Raw genomic sequence first — 23117 nt, 5'->3', positions numbered from 1 at the left:
GCCCTGACCGTCCCACCCCAACCCCCCCCCCCCGTCCCCACACCCCCCCCCCCGGGAACCTACAACCCCGCCGCCCCCACCAACCCCCACCCCCACCCCAGGGGCCCCCCGCCGGGGGGCCGCCCCCCCCCCCCCGCAAACCCCCCGGCCGGCCTCACTCGTATCCGCACCCCAGATCACCCTTCGTCTGGGTGGATGCGCAGCCCGCTCGGTCGGCGCGCCGCGCAGGGGAATCCAAAGAAAGGAATTCCCGAAATTAAAAAGGAATTCCCACTTGAATTGGCGGTGTTTGCGATTAAGATATAAGTGTAAGAACAAAGGGAAATCCCAAAAGGGCGGGAATTCTCAAACAAGAAAGGCGCAGGGGAATGTACGTTGACCTTCGTATCGACCAGATCATCCCGAACCCGGACCAGCCCCGGAAGTTCTTCGACGAGGATGCCCACCGGGAGCTCACCGAGAGCATCAAGGAAAACGGCCTCCTCCAGCCGGTCGTCGTCCGGGCCGTCGAGGGCGAAGAGGCCCCGCACATGATCATTGCGGGAGAGCGGCGCTGGAGGGCCTGCAAGGCGGCCGGCCTGACCAACCTCCCGGCCCGCATCCTCGAAGACGTCGACGAGGAGAAGGCGTTCGTCCTCTCCATCTCGGAGAACGTCAACCGGGCCGACATGACCATCATGGAGGAGGCCGGCGCGTACGCCGACCTGGTCGCCCTCGGCTGGAAGCCCGAGGCCATCGCCAAGACCTTCGGCAAGACCAAGACCCACATCGAATGGCGGCTGGGCCTGCTCACCCTGCGCCCCGAGGTCGCCGAGTGGGTCAACGAGGGCAAGATCAAGCCCAACCTGTCCTGGCACATCGCCCAGCTCTCCCCGGCGCACCAGATGATCGCGGCCACCCGTTACCTGAAGGGTGACTTCGACAGCGAGGCCGACGCTGCGAACTTCGCGCAGGGCCTGCGTATGGCCGAGCAGCAGACGTCGCTGGTCTCCGAGAAGGAGCCCAACGTCGAGGAGAAGGAGAAGCGGCAGAAGGCCAAGGCCAAGACCACCGACAAGCTCGGCAAGGTCGAGGATGTCGTCATGCCCCTGCTGGAGGAGCTGACGAAGTCCAAGCCCGAGGAACTGGCCGACATCCTCGGAACGGACCTTGGCCGCTACGTGCGCAAGATCGACCGGCTCGCCAGCCAGGTCACCCTGGCCCGTCGCATCCTCCGCCAGGCCAACGGCATCGCCGAGGCTCGCAAGGTCGCCTGGGACACCGCGGTGGCCGAGGTCCAGGAGGAGAAGGCAAAGGCCGACGGCGGAAAGGCCGAGGAGACCAAGCGGTCCGAGGAGGCTGAGGGGGCCAAGGGCAAGCAGCCCGAGGAGGACAAGCCCGCTGCGAAGAAGGCGGCGGCCAAGCCTGTGGCGGTCCCGCGCCAGAGGGCCCGCGCAGCGGAGGGTACCAAGACTCCGGCCCGCAAGGCCCCCGCTTCGAAGCCCGCCGGTAAGGCCGATGGTGCAGCGAAGGCTGTACCCGCAGAGGCCGCCTCCACCAAGTGAGGCAGGGCCGGGGGCTCAGCGAGAGCCGGGCCCCCGGCAGCACGGAGTGCAGGGCACGCCCGGATCCCCGGGCGTGCTTTCGTTATTCACAATTCCCCAAGGAATTCGCAATTAAAAACCGGTAAACCTTTTCCGGGTGTCGCAATTCAATTAGGATTAAAGAGTAAGAAATGGTCGGAACGGAAATAATCCGGCGCACATTCTCAACTCAACAGCGAGAGGGAAGGGGTAATCGTCATGGACTACACCTACGAATTCCACGAGGTGGCCTATGAAACCACCATCCACGGCCCCAAGGACAGCAGTACTGAAATTGCGCTGACCTTCGCGAGTAACAGCCGGGACACTTCACTCGCCCTCAGCGAGGCTGGCCGGAAGCTCAGGGAGGCGACCTTCGACCTGACCCTGGCCATCGGCGAAGGCCAGTCCTTCAAGAGCATCGGAGACCACCAGGAGCGGTACCGGGCGGCACTCCGGGAGTTCGAGGGTCTGCACCGAAAGTGGGTCACACAGTCCACCTCGGCGCTCAGCGTGTTCCGCGACTACTGGACTGACGACCAGAGTCAGGACTGACCCGGGCCGGGCTCGCAGGGCATTGGTTCCTGCGGGCCCGGTGCCGCTCAGGCCCACCCCGGCCCGAGCGGGTGGCACCGAAGGAATCCGGGCCCGCTGGCGGCGCCATCGAGCGCGCCCGGTCGATGAGCAGCACGAAAGGAACAGCTGCGTGCTAACCCTGTTCACCAACCGCTACCAGGCCTACCAGCCCCCGCAGGGGGTGCCGGTGCGCATCACGCTGGGCGCCCCCCGCTTCAAACTCCCCTACTCCCTCACCCACGTGGTGCGGGAGCTTGCGCCACGTAGGGACTATCTCTCCTGGCCCGAGCCGGAGTTCACCAAGGCGTACCGGGCGGATCTCGATCGGATCGGCCCGGCGCGGATCGCTGAGCGGCTGAGGGAGATCACCGAAGCGGAGGGCGATCACAGGCTGGTCCTGCTCTGCTTCGAGGACCTGTCCCAGCCGGCCCTGTGGTGCCACAGGCGGACCTTCGCCTCTTGGTGGAAAGAGGCCACAGGTGACGAAGTGCGGGAGCTGTCCCCCATGGCCGACTACGAGCAGGGAACATTGATGTGAAGGCTGGAACCGCTCCATCAAGATAGGTGACATGATTTCAAGGGGCTATGCGCTCCTTGTGTTAGGTTCCAGCGCAGCGCCCGGCCCGGCACCCGCCAGGCCGGGCGTTGTCGTTCCGTGCCAGGAGGCGAGAGATGTTCCAGGGCACCATCCCGGGCCCCATGCGCGCCATCGTGCGTGAGACTGCGGCCAGTTGGCCACGTGGCGAGGTGTACGTCCCGTGCTGCGGCAACTTCACCATCGAACGGTCGTTGGCCGGCATGGGCTTCGCCCTGCACTCGTCCGACGTGTCCATCTACACCACCGCCATCGGCCGGTGGCTCGCCCGGCGGCCGGTCGGCATCCAGCTGCGCGACGAGAGCCACGACGAACTGCACTGGCTTGCCGGCTCCCTGGACGACGGCGTCGGCACGGTCGCCACGATGATGCTCGGCACCAGGTTCCTGGGCAGCGTCGGCCGTGAAGGGCTCTGGCACCAGCGGGTCGTGCGCTCCTACCGCGACCAGTGGAAGGCCAAGCACGCTGAGACGGTCGAGCGCCTGTCGAACTCGGATGTGGCGCTTGCCTCCTACCAGGTTGAGGACGTGCGCTCCTGGCTCCAGAAGGTGCCTCGCGACGCCCCCGTCTGCTCCTTCCCTCCCTTCTATGGCGGCGGGTACGAGAAGCTGTACGAGCCGCTGAACGAACACTTCACCTGGGACGCGCCCGAGTACGAGCCTCTGTCGGATGCCGACGTGGTCGACGTACTCGGTGCGATCACCGACCGGCCGTACTGGCTGACGGCCTCCAACCACGACGTGCCCGAGCTGCACCAGTACCTGCGCGGCGTCATCAAGGCCACGCCTCGCGCTGCTCCCTTCTACGTCTACGCCAGCGAGGCCCCGACGCGCATCGTCGCTCCCCGCCAGCCCATCGAACCGGTCAAGGCTCCCCGACTGCGGCGCGGCGAGGAGCTGTCCGGGCCGTTGAAGCTCGCGATGCTCAAGCCCGGCCAGTTCAACGCGTTGCGCTCGCGGTACCTGAACCCGCGCATCGCGCCCGGCGCGGCGAACCTCGCGGTTGCGGTCAAGGACGGCAACGGCAAGATCCTGGGCGTCTTCGCCATGGCGCCGAGCAGCTTCACGCCGGACGAGGCCTATCTGCTCTCGGACTTCGCGGTCGCGCCGACGGACTACCCGCGGTTGTCGAAGCTGATCGTGCTCGCGGCCAGCAGCTCGGAGACGCAACTGCTGTGCCAGCGGGCGTTCTCGCGTCGGATACGAGCGATGTCCACGACGGCGTTCAGCAACAACCCGGTGTCCATGAAGTACCGCGGGCTGCTGCGGCTGACGAAGCGCGGCCCGTCGAACGAGGACGGCTGGAAGTTCCAGCTCCAGTACCAGGGGGCGATGGGTGAGCACACGCTCGCCGAGGCCCTGGAGAAGTGGGCGAAGCGGTGGGGCGCCCGTGCCACGACGACGCAGACGGGAGTCTGACCATGGAGGAGACGATGCAGCTTGCCCCGCCGCAGATGGTGCAGGGTGACCCGCGCACGCTGACGCTGCTCGACATCAACGCCAGGTACTTGCCCCACGAGCAGTTCCGGCAGCTGGTCGCGAACATCAAGCGTGACGGGTGCCTGACCTCGACGCCGCTGGTGTGGAACGACAGCGAGAGCGGGCGCCTGATCGTGCTGTCCGGCAACCACCGCACGCTCGCGGCGATCGAGGCCGGCTTGGCCTCGATCTGGTGGATGCAGATAGATGAGCCGCTGCCCCGTCAGCGGCAGATTGCTCTCCAGCTCTCGCACAACGCCATCGCGGGCCAGGATGACCCGGCGATCCTCAAGGAGCTGTACGACGAGCTGGAGAACGTGGAATGGCGGCAATACACCGGCCTGGACGATAAGGCGCTCGACCTGCTGGAGAAGGTGGACGTGGCCTCCCTGGGCGAAGCGAACCTCGACTTCGCCAGCGTGCAGCTGATGTTCCTGCCCGACGAGCTGGAGCGCGCGGAGGCCGCGTTCGAAGCGGCACGCTCGGCGGCCTCGGCGGACCAGCGGTGGGTGGCCGGGCTGGAGCAGTACGAGCCGGTGCTCGATGCGCTAGAGACGTCGCGGGCGGCGTACAAGATCGGCAACAGTGCGACGGCGCTTGGCGTGATCCTCGCTGTGTTCGAGCGGCACCTGGGCGAGCTGGCCGAGGGATGGTTCGACGCTGAAACGGGTGAGCCGAACCGCATGGGCGCGGCTCCGGTGGAGACCGTGTTCGGCGTGCGGGAGATCCCGGTGGAGACCGCGGCCGCCGTCCGGACGGCGATCGACCGACTCGTGAAGGACGGCAGCGTGCCGCAAGACGAGCCGTGGCGGGCGCTGGACGTGCTTGCTGCGCAGGAGCACTAGAGCGGCCGTTGGCCAGGAGGTGAGCGGTGGCTGAGAGCCCCGTGGAGCCCTGGGAGCGGCAGACAGCAGAGTCGGTCCAGGCATTCGAGGCGTTCGCCGTATACCGCGACCTCGGCCCGGCACGGAGTGTCACGAAGGTGGCACAGGAGTTGCATAAATCCCGCACGCTGCTGGGCCGATGGTCGCGGCAGTACGCGTGGGTGATGCGGGCAACCGCGTACGACCGGGAGCAGGACCGGGTGTTCCTCGCTGAGCAGCGGCAGGCTCGGCGGGACATCGCGCGTCGGCACGCCAAGCTGGCGCAGGCAGTGCAGAGCAAGGCCGTGGCCCGGCTCCAGGCTCTCGACCCGCGCGAGCTGTCCCCGTCCGACCTGCTGCGCTACCTCCAGGTCGCGGCAGAGATCGAACGGCGCGCGGTTGGCGACGCACCCGTGACTGCCGGCGTAGAGATGGACGAGCAGGGAGCCGATGTTGCTGCCCTGACGGACGAGGAACGACGGGCCCGGATGGACCAGCTGAAGCGTGAGCTGGAGCGGCGTCTTGCGGAGGACGGGCAGTGAGCCGGGGTCGGGCGAAGCGCCAGCTGGTCGAGAGCTTTGCTGATCCGGGGATGATGAGCCTGGAGCAGCTGAGGGCCGAGACCGCTGAGTTGCTGCGTGCCGATGAGTTGTCGGCGCGCCGGTGGGCGTGTGAGGTGCCGGAGTGCGATGGGTTGCCGCACGAGGGGTGGCGGCATCATCACGCTCGTGCGGCGCAGCGGCAGCCGTCGTGGTTGTGGACGGTGTGGATGCTGCTCACCGGCCGTGGTTGGGGGAAGTCGCGGACGGCGGCGGAGGCAGTGCGGGAGTGGGCGAAGACGCCGGGGTTGCAGATTGCGGTGGTGGCGAAGAACGCGACGCTGGTGCGTGACATCTGTTTCGACTCGCCGAAGTCGGGGCTGCTGTCGGTGTTCCCGCCGGATGAGGTCGCTAAGTACAACTCGTCGCTGGGTGAGACGACGCTGCGGCTGAAGAACGGCACGCTGATTCGTGGGTTTGGTGCAGAGACGCCGGACAACCTTCGTGGCTGGGCGTTCGATAAGGCGTGGTGCGATGAGTACGCGGCTTGGTCGCGGCATACGGCGCAAGAGGTCTACGACATGCTGTGGTTCTGCTTGCGTGAGGCGGATACCCCGCAGGTGGTGATCTCCACGACGCCGAAGCCGTTGCCGCATGTGAAGAGGCTGGTTGAGCGCGGTCGGTTGCAGGAGAGGGGGCAGCGGGACGGCGGGGCGCCACCGCGGGTGGTGCTGACGCGTGGGCACATGCGTGAGAACGACGCGAACCTGAGTCCGGCGGCACGGGAGGAGTTGGAGGAGGAGTACGCCGGCACGCGGCTCGGTCGGCAGGAGTTGTCGGGGGAGCTGCTGGAGGACGTCGAGGGCGCGCTGTGGCAGGGCTGGATGCTGGAGGTCGAGGGGTTCCGGTGGTGGCCGGAGCACCTGCCGGGCTTGCAGCGCGTGGTTGTCGCGGTGGACCCCGCGACCAAGAGCCACGAGAACGCGGACATGACGGCCTTCACTGTGGCGGGGCGCGGGTATCCCGTGGAGTCGATGTTCGGTGACGGTCGGCCTCGCGGGTATTTGCTGCATTGCGAGCAGGACCGGCACACGCCGACGCAGGCCATGCAGCGGGCGGCGAAGCTGTATCACGAGCACCGGGCGGATTGCGTGGTGATCGAGGCGAATAACGGTGGTGACTACCTGCCCGCGCTGTTGGAGCAGGTAGATCCGACGGTGAACTGGCGGATCGTTCATGCGACTCGGGGGAAGCGGGCGCGGGCGGCGCCCGCGGCGCAGCTGTACGAGCAGGCCCGTGTGCATCACGTCGGATCTGCGCGGGTGTTCGCGGACTTGGAGGAGCAGATGACGACGTTCGTCGGTCAAGGCGAGACGGAGGACTCCCCTGACCTGCTGGACTCGGCGGTGTGGGCGTTGTGGGATCTGTTCCTCGACCCGACGATGCCGCCTCCGCGTGCTGGGGATGACCAGCGACTGAGTGGCCGGCGGTAGGAGCAGACACATGTCGTACGTGTCGGGACGGCCAGGTGCTCCGGGTGTACGTCGTGTTTGTGGAGAGCGACTGGCGCTTCCGATTCTGATGGCATTACAGCTAGGGTCCGGTGGCTTGGGGTCGTTCTGAGGGAGTGCGATTCGAAGAACAACTTGCCGTCTCTGTCCTAGTGTTGGTGCGTGGCCGAGGCGGTGAGCTCCGTGGTGGTGGGTGTGCTGAGAATGCGATCCAGCCAGTTGCGTGCTTTCGATACCCCTGGAGCCCTGTGCAATTACCCTTGTGGGTATGGCTTTGTCAAATCCTCGTGAGTGGCTGATGCGGGATCCTGAGTTGCTTGCGCTGGGATCCGCAGCCCTTGAGTTGCTTGAGACGTTCGACGTGGCCGATGGGGTGGTCGAAGCGGTTACGTCGATGCTCGCAGCTCTGCTCGACGAGTCGAGTTCAGAGGCCTTGACCCGAGTTGGGGCGTGGGGAAGGCGGGGAAGCAAGCCCCATGAGCTCTTGATCGACTGGTTCTGCATCGACCTGCGTGACCGCGGCATGCCAGGGCTGCCGGAGTATGCCCCAGGCGCGTCCGTCGCGTTCAATCTGCGGTGGGGGAATCTACCGCCCGAAGCCTTGTTGGCCATACCGCACGCCATCGGGCAGCTCCAGTCGCCCAGCCATGAGGTCGACCGGGGCCTGAAGTGGGACTATGCCGGGGGCACGACACTCGCCTGGGATGGCGCACGCAAGTCGTGGGTGGTAGTGAACGAGGCCGCAATCGCGGCGCCTCCCGACGTCTTAGTGGGGGCTGCGGCGCTGTACGTCCTGGGCCAGATGGGCGGAGCCTATCTGGCCAAGCTTGGTGAACTGCTGGGTGAGTCGAGCGCGCGCGTCCTCAGGCGCATGTGGCTCCGCCTAGGGAATCGGTCCAGCACTCTCACCATCAGGGTCGACAGAGCCGACACCTTGATCGTGCTGCCTGACGGTGAGTTGAGCGACGAGGCCAAGCTCGCCCTGATCGACCTGGACGTGACGGCTGACGGCATCCGCGGGGAGACATTGGCCTGGGACCCGGAGTCACAGAGCTGGCGCGGGCGCCCGGCACGGCCCACGGACACCTGACTCTCGCGTTGCAGAACGTCGTTCGAACTGTGAGGCGAGTCGAGGCAGAGGGCATTTTGTTGCGCTGCGCTATCGATAGGCTGATCGTTGGCGTGGGGCCGACTGCCGGGAGGCATGGTGGGCCTGCGCCAATTCGTGATCGACGCTTGGTCGTGGCTGAATTACAAGCCGGTGATGGCCGACCTCGGCCGACCCGGAAACCGCGCGTTTCCGGACCTGGCCTCGTCGTGGCTCCCGTCGCACGAGTTGCGCCGATTGGCGGCGTACAAGGTGTTGGCCGCGTACGACAGCAACCAGGCCGGTCAGCTCGCGGCGGCCGCAGGTGACCACGCGTCCTTGGAGAGGCGCGAGTTGGGTGATGCGGCCAAGCTGGTCGATACGGCCCTGGGCTATCTGCTGGGCTCGGAGCAGAAGATCACGGTGGAGGGTGCGGAACACGCGGAAGGCGCGGAAGGCGAGGCGCCGAAGCCGGGTTCGACGGAGGCCGCCGCGCTGCAGGAGCGTCTGCGGACGTGGGCGGGCAAGGAGCTGCTGACGCTGCGCATCCAGCAGGCTGAGCGCGCCGCGGTGCTGTTGGGCGACAGCGTGTATGTGCTGGCGTGGAATCCGGAGAAGCAGCGGCCGACGCTGCGGGTCTACGATCCCGGGTTCTTCTTCCCGCAGTGGGAGGACGAGGACGCCGACTTCCCGTCGCGGGTGCATCTCGCATGGGAGCTGCCGGAGGACCGGGACGCGGGGTTGAAAGCGCGGGTCCGACGGGTGACCTACGAGCTGGGCCCGGTGTCCGAGGATGACGAGAGCCTTGTGCGGCAGTACCCGTGGGAGCCGGGACGCCCGTCGCGGATGACGTGCTACCTGACGGACGCGGAGTGGCTGCTGGAGGACATCAAGCGGGGCGAGACGCTGGACCGCCTGCCGATCGACAAAGCGGCGTTCAGGGTGCGGCCGGACGGTACCGAGCTGAACCGTCTGGATCTGATGATCGACTTTGTGCCGGTCATCCACATCACGAACACGATTCCCGATGGTGGGGAGCACTGGGGCCGTTCTGCGGTAGCGCGTGTGCTCCAGGGCCTGGATGAGCTGGCGGCCACGGACTCGGACAGCTCGGCTGCGTCGGCGACTACGGGTACGCCGATCATCGGGCTCGCGGGGGCGCGGCTGCCGGTGGACCGGGCGACGGGCAAGCCGGAGAAGCTGAAGGTGGAGGCTGGCGCGGTCTGGCAGCTTGGGGACACAGGACGGATGGATGCCCTGGACACCTCACCGCAGTTGGCGGAGTTGCGGGCGCGGGTGGAGCACTTGCTGGATCGGATCGCGGCCAACAGCCGGATCACGGCGGCGGGTCTGGGGACGCTGGACGCCTCCGAGGTGCCGTCGGGCTACGCGCTGAAGTTGGCGCTGGGGCCGTTGGATGCGCTGGTCGGCATGATGCGGCTCGCCAGGGAACACAAGTACAGGCTCCTGTTCAAGATGGTGCAGCGGCTGCACCAGGCCGGCCGGGCGCCGGGGTGGTCAGCCGGGGAGTCGTTCCCGGCTCGTCTGGCGTGGGCGCCGCATGCTCCGACGGACCGGGCGGCGGTGCTGGAGGAGGTAGTGCAGGCGTTCGGCGCTGGGGTGCTCTCTCTGGAGACCGCGGTGGCGATGCTGGTGGAGGCGGGCTACCCGATCCGGGACGCGGCTGAGGAGGTGGCGCGGATTCGGCAGAGCGCGCAGCGGGAGTCGCAGGTACGGATGGAAGAAGCGGCGGCTGCGCGGGGTGGCGCGGACGATGGGCAGCCGCAGGACCAGGCAGCCGGCGGCGAGGAGGAAGCTGCTGGCCAGGAGAAGGGGCAGGCGTTTGGCTTTGCTGCGGGGGTGTCGGGGCGGCGGTGACTGGGCTGAGCGCCGGGTTGTCGTCTCGGTGTGCGTGGGGGGTGGTGTGGGCGCAGGCTGGGGGTATGGCTGCGCCGATCGTTGTGCACCCGCCGTCGCCGACAGGTGGGCGCCGTGTGAGTGCCCGTGGGGAGATCCTCGGTTTGGCGCATGGTGTCGCCGATCTCTTGGAGTTTCTACGCCGCGCTGGACTGGACCCGGACACGGTCCGTCTTGATGACTCCGGGGCCATCGAGTGGCGTGGCGGTGGCCCGGACGTGTGGGGCGGCGAAGCGAGCTGAGGTTATCCACAGGGGTCGCGGGACCGCTGGGTTGCGCCCTACGGTGACGGCTCAGCCGATCATGGGGGCACGGTGTGCGGGATGGTGTTCGAGGAGCTGGCAGTCGAGGTCATGGCCGATCTGCCGAGCGACATGGCGCGGTATGAAGTACTGGCCTTGATCGAGCGGGTGCGTCTGGAGCCGAGGGCATGGCCGGACGTACGGGGTGCTGGGTCCGTTGAGGAGATCCGGGAGGCGTTCGGTTCGCACTGCTGGGTGCAGTACACGCCGCGTGCAGGAGCGATTGAGGTGCGCGAGATCGGGTGGGCTGGCTGACGGGCGCCTCTCCCCAGAGGTCACCGATGGGTCTCGTGACGTGGCGGGCGCTTAGCTACACTGATCGCCAGCGCGGGGGCGCGCACCAGGAGGAGTTGTATGGTCCGGCCCCTGCCGACTCGCAGCCCTGTCGGCTACCGCCGTGACGGGCGGGCGATCTACCCGATTCTCGGGGCCTCGTCGGAGGACGAGACGAACGACCAGCTGGACGACGGAGCCGAGGACGGCGGCCAGGAGCAGCAGGTCAGGGTGACCCAGGATCGTCTGGGGAAGATGCTGACTCGGGAGAAGGCCCAGGGCGAACGGGCCGCGATTAAGCGCCTGTTGTCGACTCTCGGGTTCGATACGCCGAAGGCGTTGACGGAGTTCGTGACCGCGCAGCGGGAGGCTGAGCAGGCTGCGCTGTCGGAGGTCGAGCGGCGTGAACAGCAGGCGGCTGAGCGGGAGTTGCAGGCTGCTCGGCGTGAGGAGCTTGCCGCTGAGAGGGAGCGGGCGGCGCTGCGCCGGGCTGCGCTGGTGTCACTCGGCGCGGAGGGCAATGATCTCGTGGATGCGGAACGGCTCCTGGCTGTCGATGACGAGGACGCTGAAGAGCCGCAGATCCAGGCGGCGGCCGAGGCCCTGAGGGCGCGGCGCCCGGAATTGTTCGGGGAGGTCCGCAAGCAGGTGCCGGCGGCCCCCGCGGGTGCCCCGGCCGGGCGCGGGCCGACGCGTACGGCGCCGGTGCAGAGGGCGGGCGCGGCCGGGCTGGAGATGGCCCGTCGGCGGGGACTGATCGTTCCCGAGGGTGGCGACGCCCGCTGACCAGTAGATGAGCTGTGGGGACCACGCCCCCTCGACTTCGTGGACGGCATCGCCCCCATGGGCGGTGTGCGGATTCTGACCGCAACGTCCATGGAGACACAGCATGACCATCCAGCCCGTCGAGAAGTCCGAGTACCTGACCGCCAACCGCGAGTGGCTGGCGGCACTGCACGGTACGAACTCGATCGACACGATCACCCTCGATCTGCCGCTGTTCACCGAAGGAGTGCACTACCAGTGCGGTGACGGCTGCGACCCGTACGGCCGGGTGCTGTCCGGTGTGCCGGTCGGCAAGGTCGCGGAGTCGGGCCTGTACGGGCCGTACGACCCGGAGGCGCACTGCGGCCGTCAGGTGCTGCGAGGGTTCGTGATCGCGGAGGCGCCGTTCGCGCCGGGGCAGACGCGGGTGCCGGCCGCGCTGCTGTGGCATGGCGCGGTGAAGGCGTCGAAGGTTCCGGGCGGCATCGACGTGTCGCAGCTGGTGTGGCACCCGCGTGCCGCACAGATCCGGTTCGTGTGAGCGGGGTCTGAGCTGTGACGATTCAGGACCTGTTGAAGGACGTCTCGGTCGCGGACCTGACGACGTTCGCGAGGGCGATCCCGTCGCCGAAGGACTTCCTCCTCACGCAGACGATCTTCCCGACGTTTGAGCTGCGTGAAGTCAAGTGGCGCACGAAGGACTCGGGCCGGTACGTGAACGTTGCGAAGTACCGGGCGTTCAACGCCTCGGTTCCGTTCGCGACGCGTGAGGCGTGGCAGACCTCCCGTGAGGGTGCGCTGCCCGCGCTGGGGCAGAAGCTGGTGGTGTCGGAGCAGGAGCAGATCCTGCTGGAGGCGTCGCACGGCTCGGACCAGGACCGGCTGATCGAGCTGCTGTATGACGATGTTGAGCGGCATGTGGAGGCGATCCGGTCGCGGCTGGAGCTGGCGGCCGGCGACGTGCTCGCCGACGGGAAGTTCGAGCTGGTGCAGGAGAACGGGCTGACGCTGGAGGTGGACTGGAACGTTCCCGTCGAGAACATGCCGGTTGCAGCGCGGCCGTGGTCCGACCCTGCATCGGACCCGATCGCGGACGAACTCCGGTGGATCCAGCACCTGGACGATATCGGTGCCCCTGAGCCGGAGCTCGTGATCACCTCGCGGAAGGCGTTCAGCTACCTGGCGGCGAACAACGCCTACCGGGCGGCGTACTACGGATCGGTGAACCCGTCGACGACGCCGACGGCGACGCTCACCCCGCAGCAGATCAATGTGGTGCGCGGCAACTACTCGCTGCCGCCGATCACGTTCTACAAGGCGCAGGTCCGCGTGGACGGTAAGCCCCGCAAGGTGCTGCCGGAAGACCTGTGGATTCTGGTGCCGCCGGACCGGGAGAAGTGGGGCCAGACCCAGCTCGGTGTGACGGCCGAGGCGCTGGTGCTCTCGCGGGGTACGAACCCGGAGATCATTCGGGAGGATGCGCCGGGCCTCATCATCACCCGCGGTGTCCAGGATGACCCGGTGCAGATTTACACCAAGGGCGCTGCGGTGGGTATGCCGGTGCTGCACACGCCGGATGCGCACATCGTGGCGAAGGTGCTGTGATGCCGGTGCCTCGTCTGATCGCTGCTGTGTACGTGCAGGACCCTTGCACGCGGGAGGAGTTGATCCTGCTGCCGGGTGACGAGCCCAGTCCGGAGCTCGCTGCGCTGGTGACGAATCCCGATGCGTGGGTGGTGCCGCCGGAGCCTGGTGAGCAGGCAGGCGTCGCACCCACCGCGGAGCATTCCTCGGCAGACGACGCCGCTGTGGCGGCTGCGCGGAACCCATCCAGGAAGTCCGGCGGCCAGCGCCGGGCACGCCCCTCCGCCGAATAGCCGCACACCGCCGGGTGGGGCCGAGCAGCAATGTGCTGTCGGCCCCGGCCCGGCTCTGTATGCCTTCACCAGTCACCAAGGAGCCCCTCGTGTCTGATCATCTCGACGGCCTGACCGCCAAGAGCGACCCCCGCCTGGACATCAGCGACGCCTACGTCTTCCACGGCCAAGCCGGCACCGTATTCGTGCTGAACACCAACCCTGGCGGCAACAATGGCTTTCACCACGAAGCCGTCTACGAACTCAAAATCGATGTGGACGGGGATGCCCGGGAGGAGTTCACTCTCCGCGTCACCTTCGGCGACCGGGACTGGCGTGGACGGCAGGAAGCCACCCTTGCCCTGCTGGCCGGGCGCGATGCCTGCAACCGCAATGCCCGAGGTGCGATTCTTGCCCGTACCACCACCGGAAAGAAGACCACCGGCGACGGTGGCGTCCGCTTCTTCGCCGGCCCTGCGGGCGACCCGTTCTACATCGAACCCACCGTCGTCGCCGCCGTCCGCACAGCCGTTCTTAACGGCACCCAGTTGGACCTGAGCGAATACGATCCGGATAAGGCCAAGAACCTCTTCGCGGGCAAGAACGTCCACGCCATCGTCGTTGAGATCCCCGACCACTTCTTCCACGGGCTGAGGATCGGGTTCTGGGGCGCCATCGCCGTACCCACCGATGCCGGCAATGCCTGGCGCCAGACCGACCGTGCTGCTGTCCCCCTGCTCTCCACGCTCTTCGGTTTCAACGAGGCCGACGACTACAACGCAGCGCATCCCGTGGCCGACGACACCACCTGGGGCCACCAGATACAAGACAAGATCGCAAAGGCCGTGGAAGCCAACGGATACGACGCCGACGCCGAGGAGTACGCAGGCGCCGCCCGCGACGTCCTGATGCCGGACATCCTCTGGTATCGCCTCGGCACGAGGGCACAGTTCACCGGCAGCCGCCGCAACGGGCGCAACCTGGTCGAGAATGTCGCTGAAGAGATGTTCGAGCTGCTTCTGCACAAGACGGTAGACGGGGGGCTGGACGTGGATTCCGCCACCGGGACACTGCGCTCGGAGTTCCCCTACCTCAGCAAGCCGGTCTAACAGCAGGAGGTTGTGGAGGTGGATGAGTTCCAGCGGTCGTGGTTGCTGGCTCAGCTCGGGCCGGATACGGACTCGGCGGATCTGGAACGTAGGTTCTTCCGCCTCCGGTCGGTGCGAGGGGTGGCACTGGAGGTGCTGGGCGAGCGGCGGGCGAAGCTGCTGGGCGACCCGCTGAAGGTCACCGTGGACGGTGTGGTGACCATGGATTTGCAGGAGAACCTGCGGGGCATCGAGCGACAGATCGAGCAGGTGCGCCAGGCCCCGGCCCCGGATGACCCTACTGACGAGGACACCGGCGACGAGGCCATGGGCGTGACGTGGCTGGTGCCCGCGCGGCGCTACCGGTAGCGCCGCGCGGGCGGCCACCGTAGGGAGCCGGTAGCGCCACTGTCCAGGCTGGTGGTCGCCTGCCGTTGCCGAGGACGGTGTGGCCTTGTGTTGCAGCAAACGGCAGGTTTGCCTACCTCATAACAAGCGTCACAGAATGTTCCATCTGAGCGATGTGTCCTCGCGATGGAGACCCGTAATCCGGCGCTGAATCTCGCCTCGGCTCAAAGGAGCATGGCTGATCTTTCGGGCGTTGGTTGCGATCATGCGCAGCTCACGTATGTCCCGAAGTATCGGGAAGTGTGGCCAGCGGGTGACGTCGAAGCCGTAGGTATCGGCGAAGTCCTTGTAGTGATCGTGGCTGTACCCGAAGCGCCGACAATGGATTTCGAGGGTCACCAGGTCCCACTCCGGTTGACCAACGGCCACTGTGTCCCAGTCACAGAGAACGGTTTCGTCGCCATCGAACAGGGCGTTTCGATGCTGCGGGTCGCCCTGCACTACGCCCTTGGGCAAGACGTATTCCACGGTGTGGAGGGCCTCTTCCAAGTGGTCTGCCCGATCGGCGAGGAACAGTTTAGTCTCATCCGACAGAGCGGTGATGCCGTGGATCGACAAACGGATGGCTCGCAGGTTGTCCAAGGCTGGGAGAGTAAACGGGGGGATAGGGAGCGAATGTAGCGCGAAGAGCGGTTTGGCGATCTGGGCAGCTGATAGGGAGTGCTCTGGTTGGGGTAGGTAGGTCCAATACGTCACCGCGTGCCCGTCGATATCCAACGGTTGATCACCCACCGGATGCAAAGGGGACGTGGGGAACCCGCGGTCCATGAGCCACTGGACGAACTTGGCCGTGCGTTGCACGTTCTCGAACTTCGATCCCCGGCGGGCGACCTTGACCACTACTGGGGCGGTGCTGAGGTGAACAACGGCGTTGGTGTGGCCGCGCAGGAGCCGGGCGCCCTTTGGGTTCAGCCCAACAGCGGAGCAGGCTTGGTCGAGGACGCGCCGAAGTTCGGCCTCATCGAACCCACCAGGCAGAGGTGCGGGGGTTGCAGTCATGGCTCAAGGCTGGCGGACGATTACCTCGACTGTCACCTTGCAGCCGAAGGGAGCTCTAGCAGTTCGCGTAGATCCTTCGCCGCTGGCGTCGCCTGATTCGTGCCAGGGAGCCCCTCGATCACGCGGCGCGCTCGCGCCCCCAGAATCGGTGTGCGGTGGGCCTCGGGGACACGCAAATATGTCGCCGCGGCGAGCTGGCATGCCTCGGTCGCGCTGTGATCGTGCACGAGACAGAGAGCGGCTTCCAAATGGAGGAGAGCGGGGTCGATACCGGTGCTTGCGGGGTAGAGGGCCAGCGCATCTTCCTGGACCCTTCGTGCTTGGGAACTCCAGCCCAAGGCCGTGTAGGCGCCACTGAGGTAGAGCAAGAACCGGCGTACAGGGAACGCGAAAGCGTCCTCGTCTGAGACGGCGGGAAGCTGGTCGAAAATGACACGTGCGTCTCTGATGCGTGTCTCGGCGACGGCCTTGTCGCCCTGCTGGGCCAAGGCCCGTGCTTCAGCGACAGCAGCAAAGGCTGCGGTGGGGGAGGGCTTGTTGCGCGTCATTATGCGAGCCTCGCGAGCAAGCGTGATGGCTGACGCCAGTGGGCCGTAGTAATACGGCAGCATCGCTGCTTGCGCCCGCACACGTGCCCGCAGCTCAAGATTGCCACTCTCATCGGACGCGTGTCTGGCTGTGCTGTACCAAGAGCGAGAACGGTGCAAGTCGCCAAGCTTCATCAGCGCGTCGGCGATCAGGGTGGCCAGAACAGCAGTCATCTCCGCGAGTCGAACCTGTACCGAAGCCGGCTGGCGGTCTTTGGCCAGTCCTTCCACTTCTTGCAGATCAATGAGGAGCTGTTTGAGCATCGGCGCAGGGGGTTTGGAGACGTACTCCTGTCGAGAGAGCAGCAGGCGCTCCTCAAGGAGATCTAACTGCCCAGGACTGACGCTTCCTGCGGCGAGCGTCCGGTCCACAGAGCGACGCACGGAATCAACGCGGTCGGCGAGAGGATCTACTGCCGGATAGGCATCTGGCAGCGACGAGATGCTCAGCGGCCCGCTCGCTGGTTCGACTTGGCCCGGTCCATCGTCTCCGAGCCCGAGCTCGTACGAGGTGGCCTCGTAGTACTCGCACAGCAGCGAGACCATCGCAGCCCGCGGCGCCCGCCCCCCGGTCTCCCACAGACCGAGCTGATCTGCGTCTGCTCGCAAGCGGCTCGCATCACGGGTCTCGCCGAGGCACCGTAGCTCCTCGCCTGCTTGCTTAAGCGTCAGGCCACGAGCGAGACGGTGGGCACGAAGCCGTCTGACAGAGCAGCACTCGTGGATCGCTGCGGCTGTTTGCGATACAGACCACCCCAGGGCAGCGCCTCGCTCGCGAATTCGTCGGGCGCACGAGGGCTTGTGGACTCCTGAACTGTCAGCCACCACGGGACCTCCCCAAGTCGATGGCTAAATGTAGGGGCAGGGCCAGCACTCGGACTCGATTATCCGACGCTTTCCGTCGGTTTTTCATGCGGAACAGTCAACTGCTTCTCAGCAGGCGCAGGTTCCGACGTAGGAGTCGGTTGAGCGAGTACTCACACCCGGTGCATGTTGCCTTCACGAACTCCAGTTATTCGTCATCGCCTGCCGAACGGACACCTCCGATGCCTAACCTGCCAAGCAGCAAGGGTCCTTCCCAGCCCATGGCGAAGTCAGCCGAACGATCGGATCGCCTTCGTGATCGCTACCCCCAAGCGGCCGGGCCCGAGAGTCTCACCCGCTACGTCTTGCCGGTCGACCGCACTGGTGAGCTTCCGAGGCGCCAGCGTCGGCATCTGAACGTCGAGCCTGCCCGGCCCGCTCCAGCCGCGACCGTCCACACGGCCATCGCTTCCCTGCACAACTCGTTCATCCGCGAAGAGGGAATCGTCGACGACCTGAACGCTGCCCTCGGCGGTGGTCCAACGGGGATCGCCGGGGGCCGCCGCAGAGAAAGGCGTCGGCGAAGCTTCGGGCAGCTCCTGAGAGTCCCTCGCAGGCGTTCCGATAGTCGCCCCATCGACGCGTCGCTCGACGTCCTTCGTCGGGCCGAACGAATGAGTCGTCTGCTGGGACAGCTCGTGAATATCGCTCACCAGAGGGCCCTCAGCGAGCCAAACCGGGAACTTTCCGTAGCAATCAGCCAAGCCGAACGACTGCGTTCTCGGCTGGCAGCCGATGCGCCATGCGACCAGGCCCACCTGCGTCGTCTGGCGTTGGTAACTCTGGAGTTGCTGGACGTCCTTGCCGTCGATGACCACGAACCGCTGCCGACCTTCGACGAACCCCGTACCGCCACGAGCCGGTGGTCAGCATGACTTTGCCCCGCGGCATCTCGAAAAGGCCGACGCGGGGTCGGTCCGTTGGGGAATCGGTGTCAGGGGGTGGAGGAGCCATGGCCGTCAGGGCCGAAACAAGCACTCATCAGTACCGACAAGAGCTGACCGTTCAGCCGCAGAACCTCGAACGCATACGCCGGATCGTCGGCGCCTACCTCCGGTACTGGGGCCGGGACGAAATGGTCGAACGCGCTGCCATGTGCGTTACGGAGCTTCTTTCCAACGTGCACAAGCACACGGGCTCGGCTGCCTGCGTTCTCCTCCTCCAGATCTCGCCCTCCGGCGTGCGCATCGTCGTCAGTGACGAAAGCCAGGATCTCCCTGTCGTACGTGAACCGAACTGGTTCGCCGAGAGCGGGCGCGGAATGTTCCTGATCAGCAAGACAGTCGACGCCTGGGGCGCGGAGCCCACCCCGGACGGGAAGCTCGTCTGGTTCGAGATCCGGGCCTCTAGCAAAGGGGCCGCATGAACATCACATCGCCTCGGGCGCGGCTCGTGCCCGCCCGCGACGCGTACGACTACGAGTACTTCCGCGCGCGCCTCGCGGACCCGAACCTCGCCGATGCCGGCGTCGCGGTCGCGCTCGTCGGCGCTCCACTGCTGGCTGTCCCGGTGGGCGGCGTGCGACGAGGCGGATACGCGAGCTTCGGACACGTGGTGGACGCACTTCAAGCCCGCGCGCTGCTCGGCACCGTCCCCGGTTTCCCTGGCTTGCGTGTCCGCTGGTCGCCGTTCCGCGACACCTGCCACACGGTCGTGTGGGGCGAACCCGCTCCCCAGTGGTGGGAGGAGGACGTGGTCTTCGGCCGCTTCTTCGGCTACAGCGTCGTCGCCATAGCCGATTTCCTGCGGCACCGCTCACAGACCCCCTCTTCGGCCAGCTCCGATCCGTGTCCCCCCGGCGACGTAGCAGTCGACAAGGCCCAATTCCCGCTGCCTTCCACCGTTTACGAACATCATTTGGGAGATCCACATGACTGGCAATGAGCCGCCCCAGCAGCGCGTCTCTCTCGCGCCGCAGGCCACCCACGAGGAGACAGTCGACGCTGCCTCCACCCTCTACCAGGCACTGGATGATGCTGGCCTGGGCGACATCCGCCCGGTCCTTGACCATGAGCGGGACATGCCGTACGTCAAGCTGCACGGCATCGACGCCGAGCAGGCCACTCGGCTGGAGCACCTCGTACGCAGGGGGATGGACGGAAACTACTCGCTGGCAGAAGAGTTGCGTTGCGCTGTACTCGACCACGGCCTGGTCGACTTCCCCGTACCTCTGGTCTGCGGCCCTGGACAGGATCGACCTGGGCGAGATCTCCATCCACACGGCGGACCGGCTTGCCTGCATCCTGGGCGCCCCGCCTGGGCCCGAGCTGGATGAAACCCCGGACTGGCCCGAGCCGAACGAGGTCTTCGACCGACTCAACGCCGCGCTGAAAGCGACTGACGTCGGTGTGCTCGTGGGTATGTGGCTCCACTCGTACTGTCGGCGATGCGAAGGCGACCCCGCCATTGAGCTGGGGAGTATCAAGGTGGACGTCGCTCGCCGGTTCGTGAAGGCGCTCCAGAGCGCCCTGAGCCCCTGACCGGTCGCCGGTGCGGACCCAGCCCGACGCACCGGCGGCCTCTCCACGTGGGTCCTCTCTGTTCCGGCTCGGCCGTCGTGCACTCCCGCCCACGGCCTGGCCCCGGGACACCCCCGGAGAGGACGGCGCCACTACCCAGCACGCCGATGCTGGGAGTTGGCACCCCGGCCGCCCTCGTCCGTATCGCGCCCTCCCCGCCCCCGCTCTCGCAGCGTGACGCCGCCTACCGGCCGCGCCTGCCCATCAGCCCCTTTCATTCGACGATCCGGCTAGCGCAAGGCCCCAGGGTCGCTGAGTGAAAGTAAGGCACGGTGCTGCCTGGCCGCACGCGGCGTGTGCCAGTTCCGTGCCCCGGCCGCCGCCCTCTGTGGGGGAGGCCCGCGGCGGCCGGGCCCCTTTCCTGACCACGACAAGCACCAGGAGAAAGATGCACCAGGGAGCAACATCCTCCCGCCCGTGGGCGCTGCAGCACTTCACGACAGTCCCGCCCCGCGCCAGCCAACTGGCCCCCGACAGTAGCTACGACCCCGGACGGCAGATCACCGTCACCGCCGACGGTCACCCGGCCCCGCAGGTCGGCGAATCGACCGAGGTGACAACCCGCGGAATGCACCCGGGCGATGTGGAATGGACGGTTACCTCCCTGTGGTAGCCACTGCACCACACCACCAGACCGGGCCCTCGCGCCCGGTCTGTGTGGTGACCACCCGCACCAACCCCACCGCCGACCGCATCGTCCAAGCCCTCACACACCGCCGCACCCCGGTCATCCGCGTGGATCTGCGGGACGTGGGCGGTCGGATACAGCTAGACGCCCACCAAAACGGCGGAGGCTGGCGCGGGACCCTCACCAGCGGCCCTCACACCGTCAGACTCGAAAGCGTCGGCGCAGTGTGGTGGTGGCACCCGCAGCCAGTCCGCATCCCGCCAGGACCCGATCTGAGCCCGGCTGAGGCCACTTGGGCAAGCGACGAAGCGACCGCAGGGCTCGCCGGCGTACTGGCTTCCCTGCCCTGCCTCCACGTCAACCACCCAACCAGTACACACGCTGCCCAGTGCAAGCCCGACGTGCTGGTCCAAGCAATCCAACACGGGCTTGCGAGTCCCCCAACCTGGATCGGGAACCGCCTGCCAGGCGCCGCCATCTTCACATCCCGCTACGACGACATCGTGACCAAATCCATCCGCAGCCCATCGATCCGCAACGACGAGAGCAAGGGCTTCTACACCACTCCCGCAGCCATCCTGGACGAGAGCATTTCGCGCGGAGTCCATCTATTGCAGCACCGCGTCGCCGCGGAGTTCGAGGTCCGACTCACAACTGTCGGAGGTACGCAGTTCGCTATCCGGATAGACAGGTCGACTCTCAGTCCTGACTGCGATATCCGGGCCGATTACGAAGACCACCGGTACACAGCGATCTCAGTGCCAGCTGCCGTCAGCTCGTCGGTCGCCCGCCTCATGAAGCACTACCGCCTCCACTACGCCGCCATGGATCTGCTGGTCACGAGAGATGGGGAGTGGCAGCTCGTAGATCTGAATCCCGCCGGCCAGTTCGGCCGGATGGAGGACTCTCTCCCACAGCCAGCGATCTGCGCGGCCCTCGCAGATGTTTTGTCCGTTCCGCTGCATCGGTGAGGAGTTCGTGCAGGAGTGAATGGCCAGCACCAACTGTGGGTCAAGGTCATCCTCGCGCTCGTGGCAATCGCAGTCATTTATGGCATCGGCGCCAGCAGCACTCACTACTGAAGGGGTAGCGCACATATGGACCGCGAATACATCAACGTCGCGTGCCTCAACGCAGAAAGGAACTTCGGCGGTGACATCACGAAGAGGAAGAAGTGGTACCGGAAAATCCGGGAGGAATACGGTGTCCACTTGCTCTTCCGGCAGGAAAACTGGGACATCCTGACCAACAATCAGGCGATTCGGGCCGAGTCCGAGGAGCACATGCCTGGCATGCAGAGCTGGGTCGGCGAGCGGGCTTGGAACGCGGTCTACGCCGACCCGAGCGTGTTCCGATACTTGGGAGAATGGCCCAACCCGCACCCCATCATGACGGGACCGCCGTGTGCCGTTTCGTTGCAGCTACGCGATGCCGGCCCAGATTCCACTCCGATCGTTTCCGTAGCAGGGCACCTTACGTACTGTTCCGTCACGCTGCGGAAGATCGAATCGGAGATCGTCACTGTCTTGAACGACAAGTGGGTCGAACTCCCGGAGACTGGTGAATTCCGCCATGCGGTGATGGTTGGCGGATTCGATACCAACGCCTACGGCAGCGGGCCCAAGCTGCCGGAACTATCCGACATCCAGGACCGCCCGCACCGAGTGCATCGCAGTCACCGGCTGCCCGACGGAAGCCGGGTGATGGACCAGTACCCCCACGACGTGTGGGCGGAGGCCGGTCTAGTCGACATTGCGGCCTTGAAAGCCAGGTCCGGCCAGACCTCCGCCGTGGCCCCGAGCATGCGTGCGAGCAGCACGCACGGACCGGATGCCCGGGTGGACGTCATCGTCGCAAGTCGACACATCGCCGATGACGACCTGTGGGAGTCGGTCGAGGTCATCGACACGGACGGCGATTCCGACCACGACATGATCTATGCCCGAATCCGCCGGTCCCGGCTGGCTGAGCGGCTCAAGGATCTGCGTATCACAGCCGCGTAGATGGGGACGGCGCGAGGGCAGCGAGCCGAGAGCCCTTTGAATCAGGCCTATCAGGCCCAAAGACTCCGTCTGCCGAGTCATACGTGCTGGACTGACCGGTGGACGGTGCACCACCCGGAGTCTCGCCGAGACCCCGGCTTCCAACTGACTGTGGAGGGCAAACCACCATGGCAACAGCACTGGAAGTTACCGCAGCACAACGGTCCGGGCGTGATCTTGTCGCCCCTGAGCTGTTCGATCGGCTCGTGGGCTTCTGCGCCGAGGAATACGGCCTGGAAGCGTCCGTGGCCAAGCGTGTGATGGACCAGGGACTCGCCTTCCTCGACGTGATGGGCTCCACTGGTGTGGGCCTTTCGCCGTCGAAGCAGGTCGACCCGGCGTGGCACACGTTCATGCTGCACAGCGAGGAGTACACGAGCTGGTGCATGGAACGCTACGGCCGGTACATCCACCACGCCCCGAAGTCCCGGTACCGGGATAAGGCGACGATGGTCGACGTCGTCGGCAGGATCCGCGAGGCAGGCTACGAGGTCGACGAGAGCCTGTGGGGCTTGAAGGCAGACTGCAACGCGCCGACATGCTGCGGCGACGGCCCCTGCTGCTAGTCGGCCAAAGGTAGCGGCCGCTTTTCACCCCTGGGGAACACATGCGGCGGCGGTCAACGCCCCATCCGCTGTGCCGCTCACTGGCTCCCGCA

Annotated in this window: 25 protein-coding genes; 22 read left to right on the top strand and 3 right to left on the bottom strand. The window is 66.5% G+C overall.

Annotated elements, in window-relative coordinates; all coding sequences use genetic code 11:
• Window positions 1-368 precede the first annotated feature (368 nt).
• The 15 genes from ACWGJY_RS00340 (at window position 369) to ACWGJY_RS00270 (ending at window position 14781) form a co-directional block, all read left to right on the top strand.
• Window positions 369-1544 carry a ParB/RepB/Spo0J family partition protein gene (locus ACWGJY_RS00340; RefSeq protein WP_453258556.1) on the top strand — a complete coding sequence of 392 codons (1176 nt, stop codon included), beginning with the start codon at window positions 369-371 and terminating at the stop codon, window positions 1542-1544.
• Between the two features lie 237 nt (window positions 1545-1781).
• Complete coding sequence (locus ACWGJY_RS00335; protein ID WP_453258555.1) at window positions 1782-2117, top strand: hypothetical protein; 336 nt, start codon at window positions 1782-1784, stop codon at window positions 2115-2117.
• 151 nt (window positions 2118-2268) lie between these two features.
• On the top strand, window positions 2269-2676 hold the full coding sequence (locus ACWGJY_RS00330; protein ID WP_453258554.1) for a DUF488 family protein: 408 nt from the start codon (window positions 2269-2271) through the stop codon (window positions 2674-2676).
• 134 nt (window positions 2677-2810) lie between these two features.
• Window positions 2811-4151 carry a putative antirestriction adenine methyltransferase gene (locus ACWGJY_RS00325; protein WP_453258553.1) on the top strand — a complete coding sequence of 447 codons (1341 nt, stop codon included), beginning with the start codon at window positions 2811-2813 and terminating at the stop codon, window positions 4149-4151.
• A 2-nt stretch (window positions 4152-4153) separates the two neighbouring features.
• Window positions 4154-5056, top strand: a complete 903-nt coding sequence (locus ACWGJY_RS00320) for a ParB N-terminal domain-containing protein (protein ID WP_453258552.1) — start codon at window positions 4154-4156, stop codon at window positions 5054-5056.
• Between the two features lie 26 nt (window positions 5057-5082).
• Window positions 5083-5616 (top strand): hypothetical protein, encoded by a 534-nt coding sequence (locus ACWGJY_RS00315; RefSeq protein ID WP_453258551.1) that lies wholly within the window; start codon window positions 5083-5085, stop codon window positions 5614-5616.
• Window positions 5613-7106: a terminase large subunit domain-containing protein gene (locus ACWGJY_RS00310; protein ID WP_453258550.1), complete on the top strand. Its 1494-nt coding sequence runs from the start codon at window positions 5613-5615 to the stop codon at window positions 7104-7106. Before ACWGJY_RS00315 ends, ACWGJY_RS00310 begins: the two co-directional genes overlap by 4 nt.
• Window positions 7107-7392: 286 nt before the next feature.
• Window positions 7393-8214 (top strand): hypothetical protein, encoded by an 822-nt coding sequence (locus ACWGJY_RS00305; RefSeq protein WP_453258549.1) that lies wholly within the window; start codon window positions 7393-7395, stop codon window positions 8212-8214.
• A gap of 114 nt (window positions 8215-8328) precedes the next feature.
• On the top strand, window positions 8329-10089 hold the full coding sequence (locus ACWGJY_RS00300) for a hypothetical protein (RefSeq protein WP_453258548.1): 1761 nt from the start codon (window positions 8329-8331) through the stop codon (window positions 10087-10089).
• A gap of 362 nt (window positions 10090-10451) precedes the next feature.
• Complete coding sequence (locus tag ACWGJY_RS00295; protein ID WP_453258547.1) at window positions 10452-10685, top strand: hypothetical protein; 234 nt, start codon at window positions 10452-10454, stop codon at window positions 10683-10685.
• A 99-nt stretch (window positions 10686-10784) separates the two neighbouring features.
• Window positions 10785-11489 (top strand): hypothetical protein, encoded by a 705-nt coding sequence (locus ACWGJY_RS00290; protein WP_453258546.1) that lies wholly within the window; start codon window positions 10785-10787, stop codon window positions 11487-11489.
• A gap of 103 nt (window positions 11490-11592) precedes the next feature.
• On the top strand, window positions 11593-12009 hold the full coding sequence (locus ACWGJY_RS00285) for a head decoration protein (protein WP_453258545.1): 417 nt from the start codon (window positions 11593-11595) through the stop codon (window positions 12007-12009).
• Window positions 12010-12023: 14 nt separating this feature from the next.
• On the top strand, window positions 12024-13073 hold the full coding sequence (locus ACWGJY_RS00280) for a major capsid protein (protein WP_453258544.1): 1050 nt from the start codon (window positions 12024-12026) through the stop codon (window positions 13071-13073).
• Between the two features lie 361 nt (window positions 13074-13434).
• Window positions 13435-14433 carry a DUF4331 family protein gene (locus tag ACWGJY_RS00275; RefSeq protein ID WP_453258543.1) on the top strand — a complete coding sequence of 333 codons (999 nt, stop codon included), beginning with the start codon at window positions 13435-13437 and terminating at the stop codon, window positions 14431-14433.
• Between the two features lie 18 nt (window positions 14434-14451).
• Window positions 14452-14781: a hypothetical protein gene (locus tag ACWGJY_RS00270; RefSeq protein WP_453258542.1), complete on the top strand. Its 330-nt coding sequence runs from the start codon at window positions 14452-14454 to the stop codon at window positions 14779-14781.
• A gap of 129 nt (window positions 14782-14910) precedes the next feature.
• Here the strand turns inward: ACWGJY_RS00270 and ACWGJY_RS00265 are convergent, their stop codons facing one another.
• From ACWGJY_RS00265 to ACWGJY_RS00255, 3 genes are all read right to left on the bottom strand, one after another.
• Complete coding sequence (locus ACWGJY_RS00265) at window positions 14911-15819, bottom strand: phosphotransferase family protein (protein ID WP_453258541.1); 909 nt, start codon at window positions 15817-15819, stop codon at window positions 14911-14913.
• A gap of 32 nt (window positions 15820-15851) precedes the next feature.
• A complete protein-coding gene (locus ACWGJY_RS00260; RefSeq protein ID WP_453258540.1) occupies window positions 15852-16952 on the bottom strand; it encodes an XRE family transcriptional regulator in 1101 nt (366 codons plus the stop codon).
• A 548-nt stretch (window positions 16953-17500) separates the two neighbouring features.
• The gene (locus tag ACWGJY_RS00255) at window positions 17501-18088 is read right to left on the bottom strand and encodes a hypothetical protein (RefSeq protein WP_453258539.1); all 588 of its coding nucleotides are present in this window, start codon (window positions 18086-18088) and stop codon (window positions 17501-17503) included.
• 134 nt (window positions 18089-18222) lie between these two features.
• Here ACWGJY_RS00255 and ACWGJY_RS00250 point away from each other — a divergent pair, with 134 nt between their 5' ends.
• The 7 genes from ACWGJY_RS00250 (at window position 18223) to ACWGJY_RS00220 (ending at window position 23025) form a co-directional block, all read left to right on the top strand.
• Window positions 18223-18636, top strand: a complete 414-nt coding sequence (locus ACWGJY_RS00250) for an ATP-binding protein (RefSeq protein WP_453258538.1) — start codon at window positions 18223-18225, stop codon at window positions 18634-18636.
• Window positions 18633-19154, top strand: coding sequence for a DUF6302 family protein (locus ACWGJY_RS00245; protein WP_453258537.1), 522 nt, complete (start codon window positions 18633-18635; stop codon window positions 19152-19154). The genes ACWGJY_RS00250 and ACWGJY_RS00245 overlap by 4 nt, the downstream gene beginning before the upstream one ends.
• Entirely contained in the window at window positions 19141-19545 is a 405-nt protein-coding gene (locus tag ACWGJY_RS00240; protein WP_453258536.1) for a hypothetical protein, read from the top strand. The genes ACWGJY_RS00245 and ACWGJY_RS00240 overlap by 14 nt, the downstream gene beginning before the upstream one ends.
• 632 nt (window positions 19546-20177) lie before the next feature.
• Window positions 20178-20402, top strand: coding sequence for a putative ATP-grasp-modified RiPP (tgmA, locus tag ACWGJY_RS00235; protein WP_453258535.1), 225 nt, complete (start codon window positions 20178-20180; stop codon window positions 20400-20402).
• A 47-nt stretch (window positions 20403-20449) separates the two neighbouring features.
• A complete protein-coding gene (locus tag ACWGJY_RS00230; RefSeq protein WP_453258534.1) occupies window positions 20450-21388 on the top strand; it encodes an MvdC/MvdD family ATP grasp protein in 939 nt (312 codons plus the stop codon).
• 126 nt (window positions 21389-21514) lie between these two features.
• On the top strand, window positions 21515-22420 hold the full coding sequence (locus ACWGJY_RS00225) for a hypothetical protein (RefSeq protein WP_453258533.1): 906 nt from the start codon (window positions 21515-21517) through the stop codon (window positions 22418-22420).
• Window positions 22421-22587: 167 nt separating this feature from the next.
• On the top strand, window positions 22588-23025 hold the full coding sequence (locus tag ACWGJY_RS00220) for a glycine-rich domain-containing protein (protein ID WP_453258532.1): 438 nt from the start codon (window positions 22588-22590) through the stop codon (window positions 23023-23025).
• The last annotated feature ends 92 nt before the right edge of the window (window positions 23026-23117 follow it).

The sequence above is a fragment of the Streptomyces sp. NPDC054765 genome, assembly GCF_053612065.1.
The sequence above is the reverse complement of the archived record's forward strand: the minus strand, read 5'-3'. Positions and strand labels throughout refer to the sequence as shown.